The organism is Pseudomonas sp. QTF5, from assembly GCF_000512695.2.
Lineage (GTDB): Bacteria > Pseudomonadota > Gammaproteobacteria > Pseudomonadales > Pseudomonadaceae > Aquipseudomonas.
This window is the reverse complement of record NZ_AZRW02000044.1, coordinates 24173-42077: the sequence shown is the minus strand read 5'-3', so window position 1 is coordinate 42077 and position 17905 is coordinate 24173. Positions and strand designations below refer to the sequence as shown.

The following is a 17905-nucleotide window of genomic DNA, read 5'->3' as shown; positions in this document are numbered from 1 at the left end:
GCGAATCCTTTTAGAGATCTTGTAGTGGTGCGTCGGCGGTACGGGCACCCAGTACCCCGGTCAATAACACATACGTTAGCGCGGCTGCGGCAATCCCTACCAGCGGTGCGACCCACGGCGAACTGAATGCCGCGACCGTGCCGACCGCGTAAGCGCTCAGACCCGGCCAGTTGAACGCGGGCAACTGTGTGTCGGCCAGGCGCGGGTAGCGGCCACGATAGCGGAAGAAAAAGTCGGCCATGATCACTCCGCCAATCGGCGGAATCACCGTGCCCAGCAGAATCAGGTAAGGCACCAGCATGTCGTACATGCCCAGCAGCGCCAGCAACGTGCCGATCACCGCGCCAGCCAGGGTCACGGTTTTGCGCCGACCGGTGCGCAGCAGGTTGCAGCCAGCGACGGCGAAGTTGTAGATGGTGTTGTCCTGGGTGCTCCAGATGTTGAGCAGCAACATCGCCATCGCGGCCATGGCGAAGCCTTGCAACAGCAGCACTTCGACCACGTCCGGTTGCTGATAGACGATGGCGCCGTAGGCACCGATCAACACCATCAGACCGTTGCCGACGAAGAAGCCGATCAGGCTCGCCAGCACCGCCACCCGCGCCGAACGGGAAAAGCGTGTCCAGTTGGTTGCTTGCGTCGCACCGCTGACGAACGTGCCGAACACCAGCGTAATAGCGGTCGACCAATCCAGCGTTCCTGTCGGCACCACCGCAAGCAAGCCCTCGAGACCGCCGACCTTTACTGTCGCGACCCACATCGACAGCATCAGCAGCAACATCATGGCTGGCACGGCGATGTACGACAGAATCTCCAGCCCGCGATAGCCGATGTATGCCGTGGCGCAGAAGCCCAGGCCGAACAACACCATCAGGCCCAGAATGATGCCCTCGCTTAGTTCGAAATACTTGCCCAGCACCACAGCTGCAGTCGCGGTGCCCCAGGCATACCAGCCAATCTGGGTGAAACCGAGGATCAGGTCGCTGAGTTTGCTGCCCACTTCACCAAAGCAGAAACGTCCCATCAGCACCGAGTTGAGGCCGCTTTTGAAAGCGATGTAGCCCAGCCCTGCGGCATAGATCCCCAGCAGCAGATTGCCGACGATAATCACCGCCATCATCTCGCCGAAACTGAACGCCACTCCGAGCTTGCCGCCGGCAAACATGGTCGCGGTGAAGAAGGTAAAACCCAGTAGCACCATGGCGGTGGAGGCAAGTCCCTTGCGGGCATGCATCGGGACTTCGCTGAGGGGGTAATCGTTGCCCGAATCGTTCTGCGTCATGTGGCGTTCCTTGCTGGATGGAGACGCGGAGGGTGTTGCAGCGCTCGTGCCAATGGCGCGAGGGTGTTGTTATTTATAGACGAGCAGGCGGATTTGGCCCGGAGAGGGCTCGAAAGCGGTGCACCTGACGGAACACAAGACTCATGTGGGAGCGGGCTTGCTCGCGAAGGCTGTATGTCAGTCGACATCAATGTTGCATGACACACCGCTTTCGCGAGCAAGTCGGATCGCCGCACCGCCGCTCCCACATTAAATGCGGTTTTTTCAGGGGGATTCGTGTTGCGGTAAAAACCGCAATATCGCCGCCACAATCGCCTCCGGCGCATCCTCCTGAACCAGATGCCCGGCTTTGGGGATGGCGTGAAACTGCGACCCGGCAATCATCTGATGCAACATGCGTCCGCGCTCGACGGGAATCCACTGATCGTCCTCCCCCCAAAGAATCTGTACCGGGCAGCGAACCGTCGGGTACAACCCTTCGATCTCGCGGGTAAAACGTTCATCCATCTGCGCGATCTGCCGATAGAACGCCGCTTGCCCCGGATCTCCCAGCCAAGGCTGCACATAGGGCGCCAGTTCATGATCGGGAATCTCACGCTTGATCGCGCCGCGAATATAGGCCGGCACAATCGCCTGTTGAATGTAATCGGGCAGTCCACTGAACGCCGCTTCATGCTGACGCACATGCTGCACGAATGGCGACCCCCAGGGCGACAGCGCCACTGGATCGATCAGCGTCAGGCTGCGGTAATCCTTGCCGTTGAGCAGATGGGCGCGCAATGCGGTGGCGCCGCCGAAATCGTGGGCCACCACGTCTGGCCGTTCCAGACCCCAGTGCTCCAGTAATTGCGCCAACAGTTGGTTTTGTACGCCCAGCGACACATCGCCGTCCGGCTGTGTGGATTGCCCGTAACCCAGCAGATCGAAGTAGTGCACCCGGTGCGTGGTGATGAAGTGCGGCGCAATCCTGTGCCACACATAAGAAGAGAAGGGCGTGCCATGCACGAACACTAGCGGCGGGCCATCGCCACGTACGGCGTAGCGCACGGAGTGCCCGTTGAAGCGATAGGTCTGAGCCAGCGGCCAGTCAGCCATGGGAGCGTCCTCTTGGCGTGTGCGAGCCAAGAAGCATAGGCATAAAAAAACAGCCATTGAAGGCTGTTTCTCTATTCACTGACGAAACGCAGTTCCACCTGTGGGAGCGGGCTTGCTCGCGAAGGCGGCGTGTCAGGCGACATCGATGTTGACTGTGCCGCCGCCTTCGCGAGCAAGCCCGCTCCCACAGGGGATTTTCGTTGTGCTTTAGTTCGGCTTACTCACCGCGATAGATGCAACCGCTGGTGCAGGTTTCATGAATGCGAATCGCGCTGAGTTCCGGCAGCAGGGGTTTCAATTCAGTCCAGATCCACTTGGCCAGCACTTCGCTGGTCGGGTTTTCCAGACCGGGAATGTCGTTCAGGTAGTTGTGGTCGAGGCGCTCGTAGAGTGGCTTGAAGATCGCCTTGATTTCCGAGAAGTCGCGGATCCAGCCCGTATGCGGATCGAGGTCGCCGCTCAAGTGAATCGCCACTTTGAACGAGTGACCGTGCAGGCGACCGCACTTATGGCCGTCCGGCACGTGGGGCAGGCGGTGGGCGGATTCGAAGGTAAATTCTTTGAAGATTTCCACAGTGATGTTCAGCTCTGTCAGGTGGCGATCGCCGCGGCGATGGGGGCAGGTGGCGAGTTTACCAGAGCGCTGGGCAAAACACTGACTAAAGGGTCAGCAAGCGCTCGCCAAGGCGACCGTTGGCGGCCAGTTCAAGGAACTCATCGCCCAGGCGACGGCTTTCCTCCATCGTCGCGGGCCAAAATGGTGAATGTGGCACCGTCATCGCGAGCAGGTTTTGTGTCAGTCTGCGATATCGTGGTGCCATCCCCAATGATGGCAATTCAGTTTCAGTTAAGTTCGAACCACTAAGGTGACTCCGTAGCAACACATAAAAAAATACGGAGACACCCCATGAAAATCCTGACTGCCCTGTTCACCGCCGCCCTCATCGCCATGGCCGCCAGCATCGCCCACGCACGCGACCTCGGCCCCGACGAAGCCCTTGGATTGCGCGACGCTGGTACCATTGTGTCCTTCGAGCAGCTCAACGCCACGGCATTGGCCAAACACCCCGGCGCCAAAATCAGCGAAACAGAGCTCGAAGAAGAGTACGGCAAGTACATCTACCAGGTGGAACTGCGCGACCCGCAGAGCCTTGAGTGGGACCTGGAATTGGACGCCGTCAGCGGGCAGGTTCTCAAGGATCATCAGGATACGTAATGAAGGTGTTTGGTTTAAATCGACGCACCAGCAGTCGAATGGCGCTGGCGCTCCTGGCTTTTTGCTCGGTGGTCATGGCTCGCGACCTGGATCAGGACGAGGCCCTGCGCCTGCGCCAACAAGGTGTGATCCTGCCGCTGGAGCAGCTCTTGCAGCAAGCGCTGGACCTCTATCCCGGGGCCAAGCTGCTGGAAGCCGAGCTTGAGGAAAAGCACGACGTCTACATTTACGAGGTCGAGTTGCTGACCACCGAAGGTGTGGTGCGTGAGCTGGACCTCGACGCCACCACCGGCCATTTACTGAAAGACAAGGAAGATTGACCGATGCGTTTGCTCCTGGTGGAAGACCACGTGCCGCTGGCCGACGAATTGATGGCCGGCCTCAACCGGCAAGGTTACGCCGTGGACTGGCTGGCCGACGGCCGCGATGCGGTGTACCAGGGCAGCAGCGAGCCCTATGACCTGATCATTCTCGACCTCGGCCTGCCGGGTTTGCCGGGGCTCGAGGTGTTGGCGCAATGGCGGGCCGGCGGCTTGGCCACTCCAGTGCTGATCCTCACGGCGCGCGGTTCCTGGGCGGAGCGGATCGAAGGCCTCAAGGCCGGCGCCGACGATTACCTGACCAAGCCGTTTCACCCCGAAGAGCTGCACCTGCGAGTCCAGGCATTGTTGCGCCGCTCCCACGGTCACGCCAATCAGCCGACGCTCAAGGCCGCAGGCTTGCATCTGGATGAAGGTCGCCAGTGCGTGACCCGCGACGGCGCCGACATCCAGCTCACCGCCGCCGAGTTTCGCCTGCTGCGCTATTTCATGCTGCATCCCGAACAGATCCTTTCCAAAAGTCACCTCGCCGAACACCTCTACGACGGTGAAACCGAGCGCGACTCCAACGTGCTGGAAGTTCACGTCAACCACCTGCGCCGCAAACTCGGCCGCAGCGTGATCGAAACCCGTCGCGGCCAGGGTTACCTGTTCGGCGGGCAAGCCCAGTGAGGTCGATCCAGCGTCGCTTGAGCCTGGGTCTGATCAGCGTGATGGTGATTGTCGGCCTGGTGCTGGCGCAAACCAGCCTGTGGCTGTTCGAAATGGGTTTGCAGCGCTACCTCGAAGCCGGGCTGCGCAATGACAGCGAAAACCTGCTGGTGGCGCTGGTGCGTGGTCCGCAGGGATTACAACTGGATGAGCGGCACTTGTCGCCGGTCTATCAGCGACCATTTTCCGGGCATTACTTCCGCATCGATTTTGCTGACAGCCATTGGCGTTCCCGCTCGTTATGGGATCAGGAACTGCCACCGCTCGAACACCCAGGCCTGCACAGCAACCTGCAACTGGGGCCGGAAGGGCAGCAGCTACTGGTGTTGCGTTCGGACTATCGTCGGTTGGGCCAGGCGATTTCCATCAGCGTCGCCCAGGACTACACCCCGGTGCGCGAGAGCTTTCGGCGCATGCAACAGGTTGGCCTCGGGTTGGGGCTGGCGGGGCTGTTGTTGATTTTGCTGTTGCAACGGATCACCGTGCGCCGTGCCTTGCGCCCGCTGGAAAAGGCCCGCGAACAAATCGCCCAGTTGCAGCAGGGTCAGCGCTCGCAACTCGACGAAGAAGTGCCGCTGGAGCTGGAACCGTTGGTGGCGCAGATCAACCATTTGCTGGCCCACACCGAAGACAGCCTCAAGCGTTCGCGCAATGCCTTGGGCAATCTCGGCCATGCCATGAAAACTCCGTTAGCGGTGTTGTTGAGCCTGGCTTCAAGCGAAAGACTCGATGCTCACCCGCAGCTGCGCAAAGTCATGCAGGCGCAACTGGAGCAGGTTCAGCAACGGCTGAATCGCGAACTCAACCGCGCCCGATTGTCCGGCGATGCACTGCCGGGGGCGCTGTTTGATTGCGATGCGGAACTGCCGGGGTTGCTGACCACATTGAACATGATTCACGGCGAACACCTCGACCTGAGCTACCGCGCACCGTCCGGTCTGCAACTGCCGTGGGATCGCGAAGATCTGCTGGAATTGCTCGGCAACCTGCTGGACAACGCCTGCAAATGGGCAGATGCCGAGGTTCGATTAAGCGTGGTCGAAACGGCAGGCAGGTTTGAATTGAGCGTGGAAGACGATGGCCCGGGGATTCCCGAAGACCAGCGCGCTCAAGTGTTCAGTCGTGGCACACGGCTCGATGAACAGACTGATGGGCATGGTTTGGGATTGGGCATCGTGCGCGACATCGTCGACACGTGGGGTGGGGTGTTGAAGTTGCAGGAAAGCGAGTGGGGCGGGTTGAAGGTAATGATCGAATTGCCCACGCGCTGACACCAATCCAAAGAACGCTGCTTAACCTGTGGGAGCGGGCTTGCTCGCGAAAGCGGTGGCACAGTCAATATCAATGTCGTCTGACACAACGCCTTCGCGAGCAAGCCCGCTCCCACACTGGAACTGTGTTGCCTGCAAGTTTTGCGGACAACCACTAACCCTGTGGGAGCGGGCTTTCTTTATGTCGTAAGCCGAAGCTTTGTGACGAGGGATAAACCATGTCCCCGGTCCAAACGGGGTGTTCGCTTTGACAAGGCAGCAGCGGTCCGGCACAGTGCGCGCCCTCTAATAAAACCCTGTTCTCCATCCGCTGGCGACGCTCCTACAGACCGCCGGCCGGACTCATTCCGTTTGGCGGTGATTGCCTCACCGCGCTGCTTTTGAGGTAACAACAATGAATGCAGTAATTGCCGCGGTCGGCATCATGCTGATACTCAGCCTGTCCCGCGTGCATGTGGTAATCGCGCTGATTGTCGGCGCGCTGGTGGGCGGTCTGACCGGTGGCCTGGGCATCGACGCGACGCTGAAAGCTTTCAACAGCGGCCTCGGCGGCGGCGCGACGGTTGCGTTGTCCTACGCCTTGCTCGGCGCATTCGCCGTGGCCATTGCCAAGTCCGGCCTGGCCCATGCACTGGCCGACAAAGCCCTGGCCATGGTCGATCGCCAGCACGCCAACGGTGGCGGAAACGTCAAATGGCTGCTGATCGGTTTGCTGTGGGTGGTGGCCATTGCCTCGCAGAACATTTTGCCGATTCACATCGCCTTTATCCCGTTGCTGGTGCCGCCACTGTTATATGTGCTGACCAAACTGCAACTGGACCGTCGACTGATCGCCTGCGTCATTACGTTCGGCTTGATCACGCCGTACATGTTCCTGCCCGTGGGCTTCGGCAACATCTTCCTCAATGAAATCCTGCTGGCCAACGTCGCCCGTAGTGGCGTGGACATCAGCGGCATCAATGTCACCCATGCCATGGGTATTCCGGCGCTGGGCATGGTGTTTGGCCTGGCGGCAGCGTTTATCAGCTACCGCAAGAAGCGCGTTTACGACCTCGAGAAAATCGAGAAAGTCGAACAGGTCGCGGTGCAGTACAACCCAATGAGCCTGATGATTGCCGGTCTGGCCATTGCCGCCGCGTTCATTGTTCAGTTGCTGCTGGACTCGATGATTATCGGAGCGCTGGTGGGCTTCCTGATCTTCTCGGTGTCGGGCATCGTCAAATGGCGCGACACCGATGACCTGTTCACCGAAGGCATGAAGATGATGGCGATGATCGGCTTCATCATGATCGCCGCGTCCGGGTTTGCCGAAGTGATGAAAGCCACCGGTCATGTGCAGACGCTGGTGGAGTCCTCGGCCTCTTGGATCAACCACAGCAAAGGCATCGGTGCGCTGTTGATGCTGCTGGTCGGATTGTTGGTGACCATGGGCATCGGCTCGTCGTTTTCCACGGTGCCGATTCTGGCGGCGATTTTCGTGCCGTTGTGCGTGCAACTGGGCTTCAGCCCGATCGCCATCGTGTGCATCGTCGGTACCGCCGGCGCGTTGGGCGATGCCGGCTCACCCGCCTCGGACTCGACCCTGGGCCCGACCTCCGGTCTGAACATCGACGGCCAGCATCACCACATCTGGGACACCGTGGTCCCGACCTTCCTGCACTACAACCTGCCGCTGCTGGCGTTCGGCTGGGTAGCGGCGATGGTGTTGTAACCACATTTACCTTGTGGGAGCGTGGCTTGCCCGCGATGAACGATTACGCGGTGTGCCTGATAAACCGCGGCGTCTGAATCGCGGGCAAGCCACGCTCCCACAATGACCGCGTTCAACTTTTGAATTGGCCTGCCGTTAAAGCCTTTAACCACGCCAACAAAATCAAAAGAGTGAACGTCATGCGCATGAGCCTGAAGGCTAAAGTCCTGTCCCTTGCCGTCCTCCCGGTGCTGCTCTTTGCGCTGGTCATCAGCCTGACCACGTTGTTCATTCTGCAGGAGCAGGCCCGCAAGGAAGTCGACGAAACCCGTCAGCGCCTGCTCAGCGATGCCAAGGCGACCCTGCAAAGTTACGTCGCCGTGGCCATGACCACGATCAAACCGCTCTACGACGCGGCCGCCCCCGGCGATGACGCGGCGCGGGCGCAGGTGATCAAGTTGCTGTCGAGCATCACCTATGGCAAGGACGGCTACTTCTTCGGCTACGACTCCAACACCGTGCGCCTGTTCAAGGCCAACAGCCCCGAAGGCGTGGGCCAGAGCTTCAAGGACAACCGCGACCCGAACGGCGTTTACGTCAACCGCGACCTGGTGAAAGTCGCCAAGGACGGGACTCACTACCTGCAATACAGCTCGACGTTGCCCGGCAACGCTCAAGTGCTGGTGCCCAAGCTCGGCTACACCGAATACCTGCCGAAGTGGGACATGGCGGTCGGCACCTCGGTCAACCTTGACGGCATCGAAGCCCAAGTGGCGGTGGTCGAGGCCAAGGTCCAGGAACGCATGCAAGGCGTGGTGCTGAGCATCGTCGGGATTGCCGTGGTGGTGCTGTTGGTGATCGCTGCCGCCGGGATGCTGCTGGCCAACACCATCCTGCGTCCGCTGCACCTGATGAAAGCCAATCTTGACGATATCGCGGCGGGCGAGGGCGACCTGACTCGGCGCCTGACCATCACCAGCCAGGATGAACTCGGCGAATTGGCCGGCTCGTTCAACCGTTTCGTCGACAAAATCCACGGCTTGGTGCGCCAGATCACTGAAATGACCTCGCAACTGACCGGGCTGGTGAATCAGGTCTCCGATCAGGCCCAGCGCTCGGATCAGGCCATGGAACGCCAACGTCACGAGACTGATCAGGTGGCCACGGCGATCAATGAGATGTCGGCGGCGGCTCAGGAAGTCGCCAAGAGTGCGCAAAACGCGGCGGTCGCCGCCCAGCAGACCGACGAAGAAGGCCAGGCCGCCAAGCGTGTGGTGGCCGGTAGCATCGTGAAGATTCATGCGCTGGTGAACGACATTCGTAGCAGCGGCGTGTCCCTCGACAGCCTGCAAAAAGACGTGTCATCGATTGTCAGCGTGCTCGGGGTGATCCGTTCGATTGCCGAGCAGACCAACCTTCTGGCGCTCAACGCCGCCATTGAAGCAGCCCGCGCCGGTGAGGCCGGGCGTGGTTTTGCGGTGGTCGCCGACGAAGTGCGTGCATTGGCCAGTCGCACGCAAATCAGTACCCAGGAAATCCAGAGCATGATCGACCGCTTGCAGGCCGGCACCCAATCGGCAGTCGAAGCCATGCGCCGCTCCAGCGAGGCCGGCGACGGTACGTCGGCCCAGGCCAACGAGGCGGGGGCATCTCTGGACGCCATGGCCCAGTTGATCGGTACCATCAACTCGATGAACGCCCAGATTGCCAGCGCCGCCGAAGAGCAAACCGCCGTGGCCGAAGAAATCAACCGCAGCGTGCATCAGATTGCCGTGGCTGTGGACAACGTCGCCGACGAAACCCAGCTCGGCGCCCAGACCTCTCGCAGCCTGGCCGACCTCGGTCAACGCCTGGGGCAACTGGTCGGGCAGTTCCGCATTTGATGTCGTAAGCGGGCAGGACTGACTCCAACTCCTACACTGGTATTACGGTGCGCACCCATCGCACCCGGACGACCCTAACCACGGAGTCAGACTTATGAATGACGGTACCTGCGACTGCCCGAAATGCAACTGTAAGCTGGGTGAACACCCTATCGTGCGTCACGGCAAGCACTATTGCTGTGAAGCCTGCGCCAAGCACCACGAAAACGGCGAACCCTGCGTCACCAAAGGCTGCAAGTGTGCTCAACACTGACTGTTCAGCCAAAAAAGTGGAGCCATCCAGGCTCCACTTTGGTTTGAATCTTTCCCCTCCTTTTTGACGCTCAACTGGCCGGTCGCCAGGTCACATTCTCGATGCCGAATTTTTCCGCCAACGGTTTGCTGGTCTTTTGCACCCGTTCACGGCCAAAGCGCGGGATCCGGCCGATTCCTGCGTCGCAACTTGCCCAGTGCCAAGCCTCTGCATTGTCCATTTTTTCCAGGCGGATAATGAAAGACTTGGGCTGGCCATGAAGGGTGTATTCAATAACGAAAAGTTTTGCATTGTTCATAAAGCCTGTATTCCTCCCTGTAGTTATAGAGGGATCGCGAGGCGCGGGGAAAATTCAGTCGGTTTGTCGGACGGTGACAGTGACTGGCGACAGCCGGACGCCTCATGATCATGGAGCCTTCCTGACCCCCCAATGATCCTAGTCTATGGCTGCGCCGTCTGATTTGAGCATGCCTGGGATTGTTGCCGTAATCCGATTAAAGTGGGAGCGGGCTTGCTCGCGAAGGCGGCTTCACATTCAACATCAACGTCGACTGTCAGTCCGCCTTCGCGAGCAAGTCGGATCGCCGCACCGCCGCTCCCACATGGAGATGTGTTGGCAGATCAGACCTCAGGCACACCTTTCTCCCACGCCGACCAATTCTGCAAAATCTCCTGCACCAACGGATTCCCCGTGCGGTACAGATTCTCCAGTGCCGGCACAAACCCACCCTGATCGGCGTACTTGAGCAGGTTATCCACCTCACTCTGGCCCGGTGCCGGCCGGTCGAAGTCGGAACCGGCGCGCACCACTGCCAGGCGCCGGACATCCACCAACCCCTCGCGGCTGGCGCGCAATAGTGCTTCATAGGTGGAATTGTCTTCCTGCTGAGTCGTGCAATAGACCCCTTCGTTATTGGTCAGCAGCTTGGTCCAGACTTCCGCCCGTTCACTCAACCGCGTCCCGGAAAACCAGGTATTGCCCGCCAGTGTGTCGCACTGGGTCACCACCGGTGGCTGATTGGCTGGCGCAGACGGATACTTCAAGCGCCATGCCGCCGATTCCTTGCTCTCGCTCAGCTGGACCTTGTGGCTCAGGGCGAATGCCTTGGCCTGCAACTTCGGATTGAGCTCGAAGACTTCGGTCTTGTAGTCCAGCGGTGGCTTTTCGTTCGGGCCTTGGGTGTTGATGCCCAGATAACCGGTCGGCCAGTCTTTCGGCGCGTCCCGGGAGTCCAGCTCCCACTGGGTGCCGAACTCCACCAGATAGTGTGCCCACGCAGTGGTGCCGATGGTGCCGTGGTGTGGGCTGATGCCGGCAATTCCGGCGATCAGGAAGTAACTTTTGCGCAGGTCGAATTTCGGCGACAGCGCCAGGGCCAGGGTAGAAGCCGCGGCATTGGTCTGGCCCATGCCGGTGACCATCAGGCACACCTGTCGGGTGTTGCAGCGAATATTCGGGTACTCGGCGGACAAACCCGGTACGCGGACTTCCTGCTTGAGTTCCAGACGATCGATCCAGTTCTGCGCCTCGGGGGCGAACATGGTGATCAGCATTACTTTCGGCTGGATCGGTGCGTCGCCAGCCCACGCGGCGGAAGAAAGCAGGGTGCTGCAGGCCAGGCCCACGCACAGGGAAAGACGGGTTATTGCTTTCATAAAACCTCCTGATTCAAATGAGCCTTAAAACTGATAACCGACACCGGCGTAGTAGCCCCAGCCGTCGGAACGGGCGCGGAAGTCACCGTCGCCGAAATTCAACTCGCTGCCGTCGTCCCAGTTGCCGCCGTTGTGGAAGTAACGGCCGACCAGGGTGAAACGCAAGTGGGTGAAGGCGTAGAGCAACACGTTGGTGGCCACGGTGGCATTGGCGGTGCGGGCCGGGTTGTCCTTGTGCAGGTCGGAGCCGAAGTCGAAGTTGGTGAAACCGATGTAGGTCAACGACGCGCCGTTGCTGAAACTGCTGATGGGCACGATGTATTTGAGCTGGGCGCGGTAGCCGTCCCACGAATACTCGTTGCTGGCGCCGTAGTTTTCCCATTGGTAGCGGCCGTAGAAGTTGGCCGACAGGTTGACCCGCGAATGGGTGTCGATGTCGGTGCCTAGGCCGCTGTACAGCGTGTTGGCGCGGTTGGCGCTGTTGCTGCCGTGGTCGTAGATCCAGTCGAACGCCACGTACCATTCCTTGAACGGTCCGATGGCCAGGCTGCGGCCGGCCAGGTAGTCGATGGAAATCCGCGGTTCATGCTCCATGAACACCGGCGAGCCGTGGTCCCAGACGCCTTTGTCATGGCTGTTGCCGATGTCGAAGATCTTCGGAATGTCGATGTAGCCGTACAACTCGAACGGCCCCTTGCGGCCGAAGTATTCATATTCAAGGTAGATGTCGTCGGCCGGTTGCGGGCCGAAGCTGATGTCTTTGCTGCCGATCACGGTCAGGTCCTGGTTGAACCAGTCCGACAGGTAGGCGCCTTTTTTCGGCGGGCTGGCTTCAGGGCTGAGGGCTTCGCCCTGGGCGGATTCTTCGGCGGTGGCCGGTTGGGCCAGAACATGGCTGCTGAGTAGTCCTGTAACGCTGGCCAGCAGCAAGGAAACAGCAAAGGTGCGCGAGCAAGTCACGCGGCTGGAGATGCAATGCATTAAAAGTCCCTTTTCGTACGGATCGAAAACCCGGTGGTGCGGGTTTGCGCGGTTAGGTGGCGAACAGGCCGGTACCGGCGACTCGCAAACGTTTGCACAAGACATACCAGTTTTGTTCAATGCTCTGAAAAATAGAGGGAATTGGCATTTTTGCTGTCCTTTTGGTCAAGGATTCCGGGGGGATGATCAAAAGGAGTGAAATTCAGGGCGAAGGGGATCTGGCGGGGGATATGCACCAAAGTGGTGTCGACTGTCAGATCAGTAACCCGATCTATGGCAGGACAGGCAATAGAGCTTTTGTGGCGAGGGAGCTTGCTCCCGCTGGGCTGCGCAGCGGCCCTAAAACCTTTCATGCGGTGACTCAAAATCCCCGTCCGCCAAGTTTTGCGGCTGCTTCGCACCCGAGCGGGAGCAAGCTCCCTCGCCACATGGATCGCTTATTCCTGCGGGTTGTGAAGACGCTGTAGGAATGGTGTTGCTGTAGAATCCTCGGCATTGACTTCACAAGGTGCACCCCCGATGAGCGAGCCGATTCGTCTGACCCAATACAGCCACGGCGCAGGTTGTGGCTGCAAGATTTCGCCCCAGGTGCTGGAGGTGATTCTGGCCGGCAGCGGCGCGCAAAACCTGGACCCGAAACTCTGGGTCGGCAACGCCTCGCGCGATGACGCGGCGGTGTATGCCATCGACGAAGAACGCGGCGTGGTTTCGACTACCGACTTTTTCATGCCGATCGTCGACGATCCGTTCGATTTCGGCCGCATCGCCGCCACCAACGCCATCAGTGACATTTACGCCATGGGCGGCGATCCGTTGATGGCGATTGCGATCCTCGGCTGGCCGGTCAATGTGCTGGCACCGGAGATTGCCCGGGAAGTGATTCGCGGCGGGCGTTCGGTTTGCGATGAAGCGGGAATCCCGTTGGCCGGCGGCCATTCCATCGACGCGCCAGAGCCGATCTTCGGCCTGGCCGTGACCGGGCTGGTGGAAAAGCGCCACATGAAGCGCAATGACACCGCCACCGCCGGTTGCTTGCTGTACCTCACCAAACCCTTGGGCATCGGCATCCTCACCACGGCCGAGAAGAAGGGCAAGTTGCGCAATGCCGACATCGGCCTGGCCCGTGACTGGATGTGCACCCTGAACAAACCTGGCAGCCGTTTCGGCAAACTCGACGGCGTGACCGCAATGACCGACGTCACCGGTTTTGGCCTGATCGGGCATTTGGTGGAGATGGCCGACGGCAGCAACGTGACCGCCCGCATCGAATATGACCGTGTGCCGCGCCTGCCGGGTGTCGAGTATTACCTCGATCAGGGCTGCGTGCCCGGCGGCACGCTGCGCAATTTCGACAGTTACGCCAGCAAGGTCGGCCGGCTCCAGGAGTTGCACAAACGCGTGCTCTGCGACCCGCAAACCAGCGGCGGCCTGCTGATTGCGGTCACGCCTGAGGGCAATGAACAGTTTTTGGTGGTGGCGGCCGAACTCGGTCTGGCCCTTGAGCCGATCGGCGAACTGGTTGAGCGACAGACCAACGCGGTAGAGGTGTTTTGATGTCCATCGACTTCACCGATTACCGCGAGATCTTTCTCAACGACCGGCCGATGATGGATACCCGCGCACCGGTCGAATTCCTCAAGGGCTCATTCCCTGGCGTGGTCAATCTGCCGCTGATGGATGACCTCGAGCGGCAACGGATAGGCACCTGCTACAAGCAGCAAGGTCAGCAAGCGGCCATCACGCTGGGGCATCAATTGGTGGCCGGCGAGATCAAGGCCGAGCGCATCCAGGCCTGGGCCGATTTTGCCCGGGCTCATCCAGATGGTTATTTGTATTGTTTTCGTGGCGGGCTGCGTTCGCAGATCGTTCAGCAATGGCTGAAGGACGAAGCGGGTATCGACTATCCGCGGGTCGGTGGCGGCTACAAGGCCCTGCGCACCTTTTTGCTCGATACGCTCGACCAGTCCATTACCCAGTGTGATTTCATCTTGCTGGGCGGCATGACCGGCACCGGCAAGACCGAGGTACTCACGCAGTTGAGCAACGGGCTGGACCTTGAAGGCCACGCCCATCATCGCGGCTCCAGCTTCGGCAAACGCGCCACCGGGCAACCCTCCAACATCGACTTTGAAAACCGCCTGGCGGTGGACGTGTTGAAAAAGCGCGCCCGTGGTATCGAACAGTTCGTGCTGGAAGACGAGAGCCGCATGGTTGGCAGTTGCGCCTTACCGTTGCCGCTCTATCAGGGCATGCAGCAGTTTCCGATGGTCTGGCTGGAAGACAGCCTGGAAGGGCGGGTCGAGCGAATTCTGCGCGATTACGTAGTGGACTTGTGCGCCGAGTTCATTGAAGTGCATGGCGATAAAGGCTTTGCGCTGTTTTCCGAGCGGATGCTGGCGAGCCTGAACAATGTCCAGAAACGTCTGGGTGGCGAACGCCATCGGCGGATGTTGACCTTGATGGACGACGCACTGGCAGAACAGGCGAACAGCGGTGCGGTGGATTTGCACCGGGGCTGGATCGAAGGGTTGCTGCGTGAGTATTACGATCCGATGTATGCATTTCAGAGGGAGAAGAAGGGTACGCGGATCGAGTTTGTGGGCGAGCAGGGTGCAGTACTTGAGTATCTGCGGGAGCGTGGCAAACAGCTACTTTGATGTTGTTTTTGCCGGCCCAATCGCGGGCAAGCCCGCTCCCACAAGGGGCAGCGTCGATCACAAATCTGTGTTCAACCACAAACCACTGTGGGAGCGGGCTTGCCCGCGATGGGGCCGTGACAGGCACTATAAAACTCGAAGCGCCACCACGATCACAGCTTACGTCGGACAAGTCTCCTGACCGTTATCCAGCCCTTGCTTGTAGCTGTGGCTCTGCAGGGTGGCCTTGCCGTTGTGCCAGGTCAGCGTGAGCACGTACAGCGAGTCGTAGTCGCTGGATGCCCAGTCATCGGTGATGTTCTGTTTCTTGCCGACGGCTTCCCCGGCGACTTTGTTGATCAGTTCGGGCAGGTAGCCGTGGGACCAGGCCGTATAAATGACCGAGTTGTGATACTTGTCCTGGAGCAGTTCATCCGCCAGGTCGCTGGTGTCGTTGGCCGAGAAGTTGATGTTCACCGGCAAGCCGAGTTTGATTGCGCTGGGGCTGATGGTCATCAGGGGGCGGATGTAACTGTAGGAATTATCAAATTCGCCTTCCTCGACATTGCGCGTCGGATTGGCGGCAAACACGTAGTTGGCCTTGCCGAATTTTTCCGGCAACAAGGTGGCCAGGTCGATGGCGCGGTTCAGCCCCTGACAATTGAGCTGACCCAGGCCGCCGGCGGGTTTTTCTGCGTGGCGTAAAAACACCAGCGTCTGGGTGCCGTCCGCCGGTTGGGCGCGGCTTTCGCTGGACTCCAACGACAAAAACACGGCGCAGGCCGCCAACAAGGCAGGCAGGAAGACGTAGGCGCGATGTTTGAAGCGTTGGGCGAATTTCAGTGGATTCATCATCGAATAGGTCATCTTCAGCGTATTCGGTTAAGGCTGACAAACCTTGACCCCGTGAGCTTATGGCTGCGGGTATTTTCCATGTCGTTGACCCGGTCCGTTTCCTATAGAGCAATGCTCAGAGTCCTCTGAAGCCCTTTGGTTCGATCCGAGCGCGGTGCCTGGCACTTTAGCGGCAACCTTGGACGGATTGCGAGAAAGGTTATCGACAGGATGTTGCGGATTTATGGACGCAGTACACATATGCGCCCCGTCCCCATTATGATCTTCACTTCGATTTTCTCGTGGATGCCCCTAATGACCGATTTGTCTGCATTCCCCATCACTCAAAAATGGCCGGCCCAATACCCGGAGTGGATCCAGCTCTATTCCTTGCCAACACCCAATGGCGTCAAGGTTTCGATCATGCTCGAAGAGATCGGGCTGCCCTACGAGCCGCATCGTGTGGGCTTCGACACCAACGATCAGTTGTCCCCCGAATTTCTGTCGCTGAACCCCAACAACAAGATCCCGGCGATTCTCGACCCCCATGGTCCGGGAGACCAGCCGTTGGCACTGTTTGAGTCAGGGGCGATTCTGATTTACCTTGCCGACAAGAGCGGGCAGCTGTTGGCGCAGGAATCGGCGGCGCGTTACGAGACCATTCAATGGCTGATGTTTCAGATGGGCGGTATCGGGCCGATGTTCGGCCAGCTCGGTTTCTTCAACAAATTCGCTGGCAAGGACTACGAAGACAAGCGTCCCCGTGATCGCTACGTCGACGAAAGCAAGCGCTTGCTCAAGGTCCTTGATGGGCGTCTGCAAGGGCGCGACTGGATCATGGGCGAGCGCTACACCATCGCCGACATCGCGACCTTTCCGTGGGTACGCAACCTGATCGGCTTCTATGAGGCCGGTGACCTGGTGGGTATCCGGAATTTCCCCAACGTCACCCGTGTGCTGGAACGTTTTCTGGCAAGGCCGGCGGTGATTCGCGGGCTGGAAATTCCCAAACAACCCCTTTGAATCCCTCATCACCAAGGCCGGCAATGAGCTCATTCGATTTCAAGCAAGTAGATGTCTTCAGCCGCGTCGCGCTCAAGGGCAACCCGTTGGCGGTGGTGTTAGGCGCTGACAGGCTCAGCGATGAGCGCATGGCGGCGTTCGCGTCCTGGACCAACCTCAGCGAAACCACCTTCGTGCTCGAACCCCGGGACCCTCGGGCCGACTATCGAGTACGCATCTTCACCACTCTTCAGGAGTTGCCGTTCGCCGGTCACCCGACGCTTGGTACCTGTCATGCCTGGCTCGAGGCCGGCGGGGTGCCCAAGGGCGAGGAGATTATTCAGGAGTGCGGCGTCGGCCTGGTGCGGGTGCGTCGGCAGGGCGCTGAGCTGGCGTTTCTCGCGCCACCGCTGCTCAGGTCCGGCCCGGTGGACGCCGAACTGGTCGAGCGCGTACGGCGGGGCCTCGGATTGGCGCCAGTTGCGATTGTGCGGGCGCAATGGGTCGACAACGGTGCCGGCTGGCTGGCGGTGATGGTCGAGGATCGTCAGCAGGTACTGGACTTGCAGCCGGATCATTCGCAGCTGCTTGGCCTCGCCGTCGGTGTCATCGCGCCGTGGTGCGTCGAGCGCGATGGCGTCGATGCGCAGTTCGAAGTGCGTGCGTTCATCTCTGGCGACGGCATGCCAGAAGACCCGGCCACCGGCAGCCTGAACGCCGGGATTGCCCAATGGTTGCTCAGCGAAGGGCTGGCGCCGGTGTCTTATGTCGTCAGCCAAGGCTTGACCATGGGCCGCGGCGGTCGGATTCAGGTCGAGCAGGTGGGGGATGAGATCTGGGTTGGCGGTGCGGTGGTGACGTGTATTACAGGAGTACTCGCGATTTAACCTGTGTGCGGGCTTGCTCGCGAAAGCGGTGGGTCAGTCGACATCAATGTTGAATGATAGGCCGCCTTCGCGAGCAAGTCGGATCGCCGCACCGCCGCTCCCACAGGGTTCTGTGCTGGATGCGGGGATTGTTGCCGAACCGGTAACGCTTTGTTCCGCGTCTGAGGTTTGTGCCCCGCGCCTTGCAG

The 17905-nt window shown here is 59.9% G+C and carries 18 protein-coding genes and 2 pseudogenes; 12 read left to right on the top strand and 8 right to left on the bottom strand.

Going from position 1 to position 17905, the window contains the following annotated elements; all coding sequences use genetic code 11:
- Positions 1-10: 10 nt before the first annotated feature.
- The 4 genes and pseudogenes from codB to IC37_RS31055 all read right to left on the bottom strand — a co-directional run.
- The gene (codB, locus tag IC37_RS25030) at positions 11-1282 is read right to left on the bottom strand and encodes a cytosine permease (RefSeq protein ID WP_030131515.1); all 1272 of its coding nucleotides are present in this window, start codon (positions 1280-1282) and stop codon (positions 11-13) included.
- A 264-nt stretch (positions 1283-1546) separates the two neighbouring features.
- The gene (locus IC37_RS25025) at positions 1547-2377 is read right to left on the bottom strand and encodes an alpha/beta fold hydrolase (RefSeq protein ID WP_030131516.1); all 831 of its coding nucleotides are present in this window, start codon (positions 2375-2377) and stop codon (positions 1547-1549) included.
- A gap of 217 nt (positions 2378-2594) precedes the next feature.
- Positions 2595-2951, bottom strand: coding sequence for a 6-carboxytetrahydropterin synthase QueD (gene queD, locus IC37_RS25020; protein ID WP_017736453.1), 357 nt, complete (start codon positions 2949-2951; stop codon positions 2595-2597).
- A gap of 85 nt (positions 2952-3036) precedes the next feature.
- Positions 3037-3123: pseudogene (locus IC37_RS31055) on the bottom strand (hypothetical protein); the annotation flags it as partial.
- A 161-nt stretch (positions 3124-3284) separates the two neighbouring features.
- Between IC37_RS31055 and IC37_RS25015 the strand changes: the two are divergent.
- From IC37_RS25015 to IC37_RS24980, 8 genes and pseudogenes are all read left to right on the top strand, one after another.
- Positions 3285-3593 (top strand): PepSY domain-containing protein, encoded by a 309-nt coding sequence (locus IC37_RS25015; RefSeq protein ID WP_030131518.1) that lies wholly within the window; start codon positions 3285-3287, stop codon positions 3591-3593.
- A complete protein-coding gene (locus tag IC37_RS25010) occupies positions 3593-3913 on the top strand; it encodes a PepSY domain-containing protein (protein WP_030131519.1) in 321 nt (106 codons plus the stop codon). The genes IC37_RS25015 and IC37_RS25010 overlap by 1 nt, the downstream gene beginning before the upstream one ends.
- 3 nt (positions 3914-3916) lie before the next feature.
- Entirely contained in the window at positions 3917-4585 is a 669-nt protein-coding gene (locus IC37_RS25005; RefSeq protein WP_030131520.1) for a response regulator transcription factor, read from the top strand.
- A complete protein-coding gene (locus IC37_RS25000) occupies positions 4582-5895 on the top strand; it encodes a sensor histidine kinase (protein ID WP_030131521.1) in 1314 nt (437 codons plus the stop codon). Before IC37_RS25005 ends, IC37_RS25000 begins: the two co-directional genes overlap by 4 nt.
- Before the next feature lie 394 nt (positions 5896-6289).
- Positions 6290-7606 (top strand): Na+/H+ antiporter family protein, encoded by a 1317-nt coding sequence (locus IC37_RS24990; protein WP_030131522.1) that lies wholly within the window; start codon positions 6290-6292, stop codon positions 7604-7606.
- 179 nt (positions 7607-7785) lie between these two features.
- Positions 7786-8610 (top strand): annotated as a pseudogene (locus IC37_RS31050) (cache domain-containing protein); the annotation flags it as partial.
- 36 nt (positions 8611-8646) lie between these two features.
- Positions 8647-9468, top strand: coding sequence for a methyl-accepting chemotaxis protein (locus tag IC37_RS31045; protein WP_371916350.1), 822 nt, complete (start codon positions 8647-8649; stop codon positions 9466-9468).
- A 94-nt stretch (positions 9469-9562) separates the two neighbouring features.
- Positions 9563-9721, top strand: a complete 159-nt coding sequence (locus IC37_RS24980) for a metallothionein (protein WP_030131524.1) — start codon at positions 9563-9565, stop codon at positions 9719-9721.
- A 70-nt stretch (positions 9722-9791) separates the two neighbouring features.
- On the opposite strand, the gene IC37_RS24975 is transcribed toward IC37_RS24980, so the two are convergent.
- The 3 genes from IC37_RS24975 to IC37_RS24965 all read right to left on the bottom strand — a co-directional run bounded on the left by IC37_RS24975 (position 9792) and on the right by IC37_RS24965 (position 12358).
- Complete coding sequence (locus tag IC37_RS24975; protein WP_030131525.1) at positions 9792-10019, bottom strand: DUF6555 family protein; 228 nt, start codon at positions 10017-10019, stop codon at positions 9792-9794.
- A 323-nt stretch (positions 10020-10342) separates the two neighbouring features.
- Positions 10343-11377, bottom strand: a complete 1035-nt coding sequence (locus tag IC37_RS24970) for a purine nucleoside permease (RefSeq protein ID WP_030131526.1) — start codon at positions 11375-11377, stop codon at positions 10343-10345.
- Between the two features lie 24 nt (positions 11378-11401).
- Entirely contained in the window at positions 11402-12358 is a 957-nt protein-coding gene (locus IC37_RS24965; RefSeq protein WP_030131527.1) for a nucleoside-specific channel-forming protein Tsx, read from the bottom strand.
- Between the two features lie 519 nt (positions 12359-12877).
- Here IC37_RS24965 and selD point away from each other — a divergent pair.
- Together selD and mnmH are read left to right on the top strand one after the other, a co-directional pair.
- Positions 12878-13912: a selenide, water dikinase SelD gene (gene selD / locus IC37_RS24955; protein WP_030131529.1), complete on the top strand. Its 1035-nt coding sequence runs from the start codon at positions 12878-12880 to the stop codon at positions 13910-13912.
- Positions 13912-15015, top strand: coding sequence for a tRNA 2-selenouridine(34) synthase MnmH (mnmH, locus tag IC37_RS24950; protein WP_030131530.1), 1104 nt, complete (start codon positions 13912-13914; stop codon positions 15013-15015). Before selD ends, mnmH begins: the two co-directional genes overlap by 1 nt.
- 159 nt (positions 15016-15174) lie before the next feature.
- Here the strand turns inward: mnmH and IC37_RS24945 are convergent, their stop codons facing one another.
- A complete protein-coding gene (locus IC37_RS24945) occupies positions 15175-15849 on the bottom strand; it encodes a hypothetical protein (protein ID WP_030131531.1) in 675 nt (224 codons plus the stop codon).
- Positions 15850-16143: 294 nt separating this feature from the next.
- On the opposite strand from IC37_RS24945, the gene IC37_RS24940 reads away from it, so the two are divergent.
- Both IC37_RS24940 and IC37_RS24935 read left to right on the top strand, forming a co-directional pair.
- Entirely contained in the window at positions 16144-16851 is a 708-nt protein-coding gene (locus IC37_RS24940) for a glutathione S-transferase family protein (protein WP_030131532.1), read from the top strand.
- A gap of 23 nt (positions 16852-16874) precedes the next feature.
- A complete protein-coding gene (locus IC37_RS24935) occupies positions 16875-17717 on the top strand; it encodes a PhzF family phenazine biosynthesis protein (RefSeq protein WP_030131533.1) in 843 nt (280 codons plus the stop codon).
- Positions 17718-17905 lie beyond the last annotated feature (188 nt).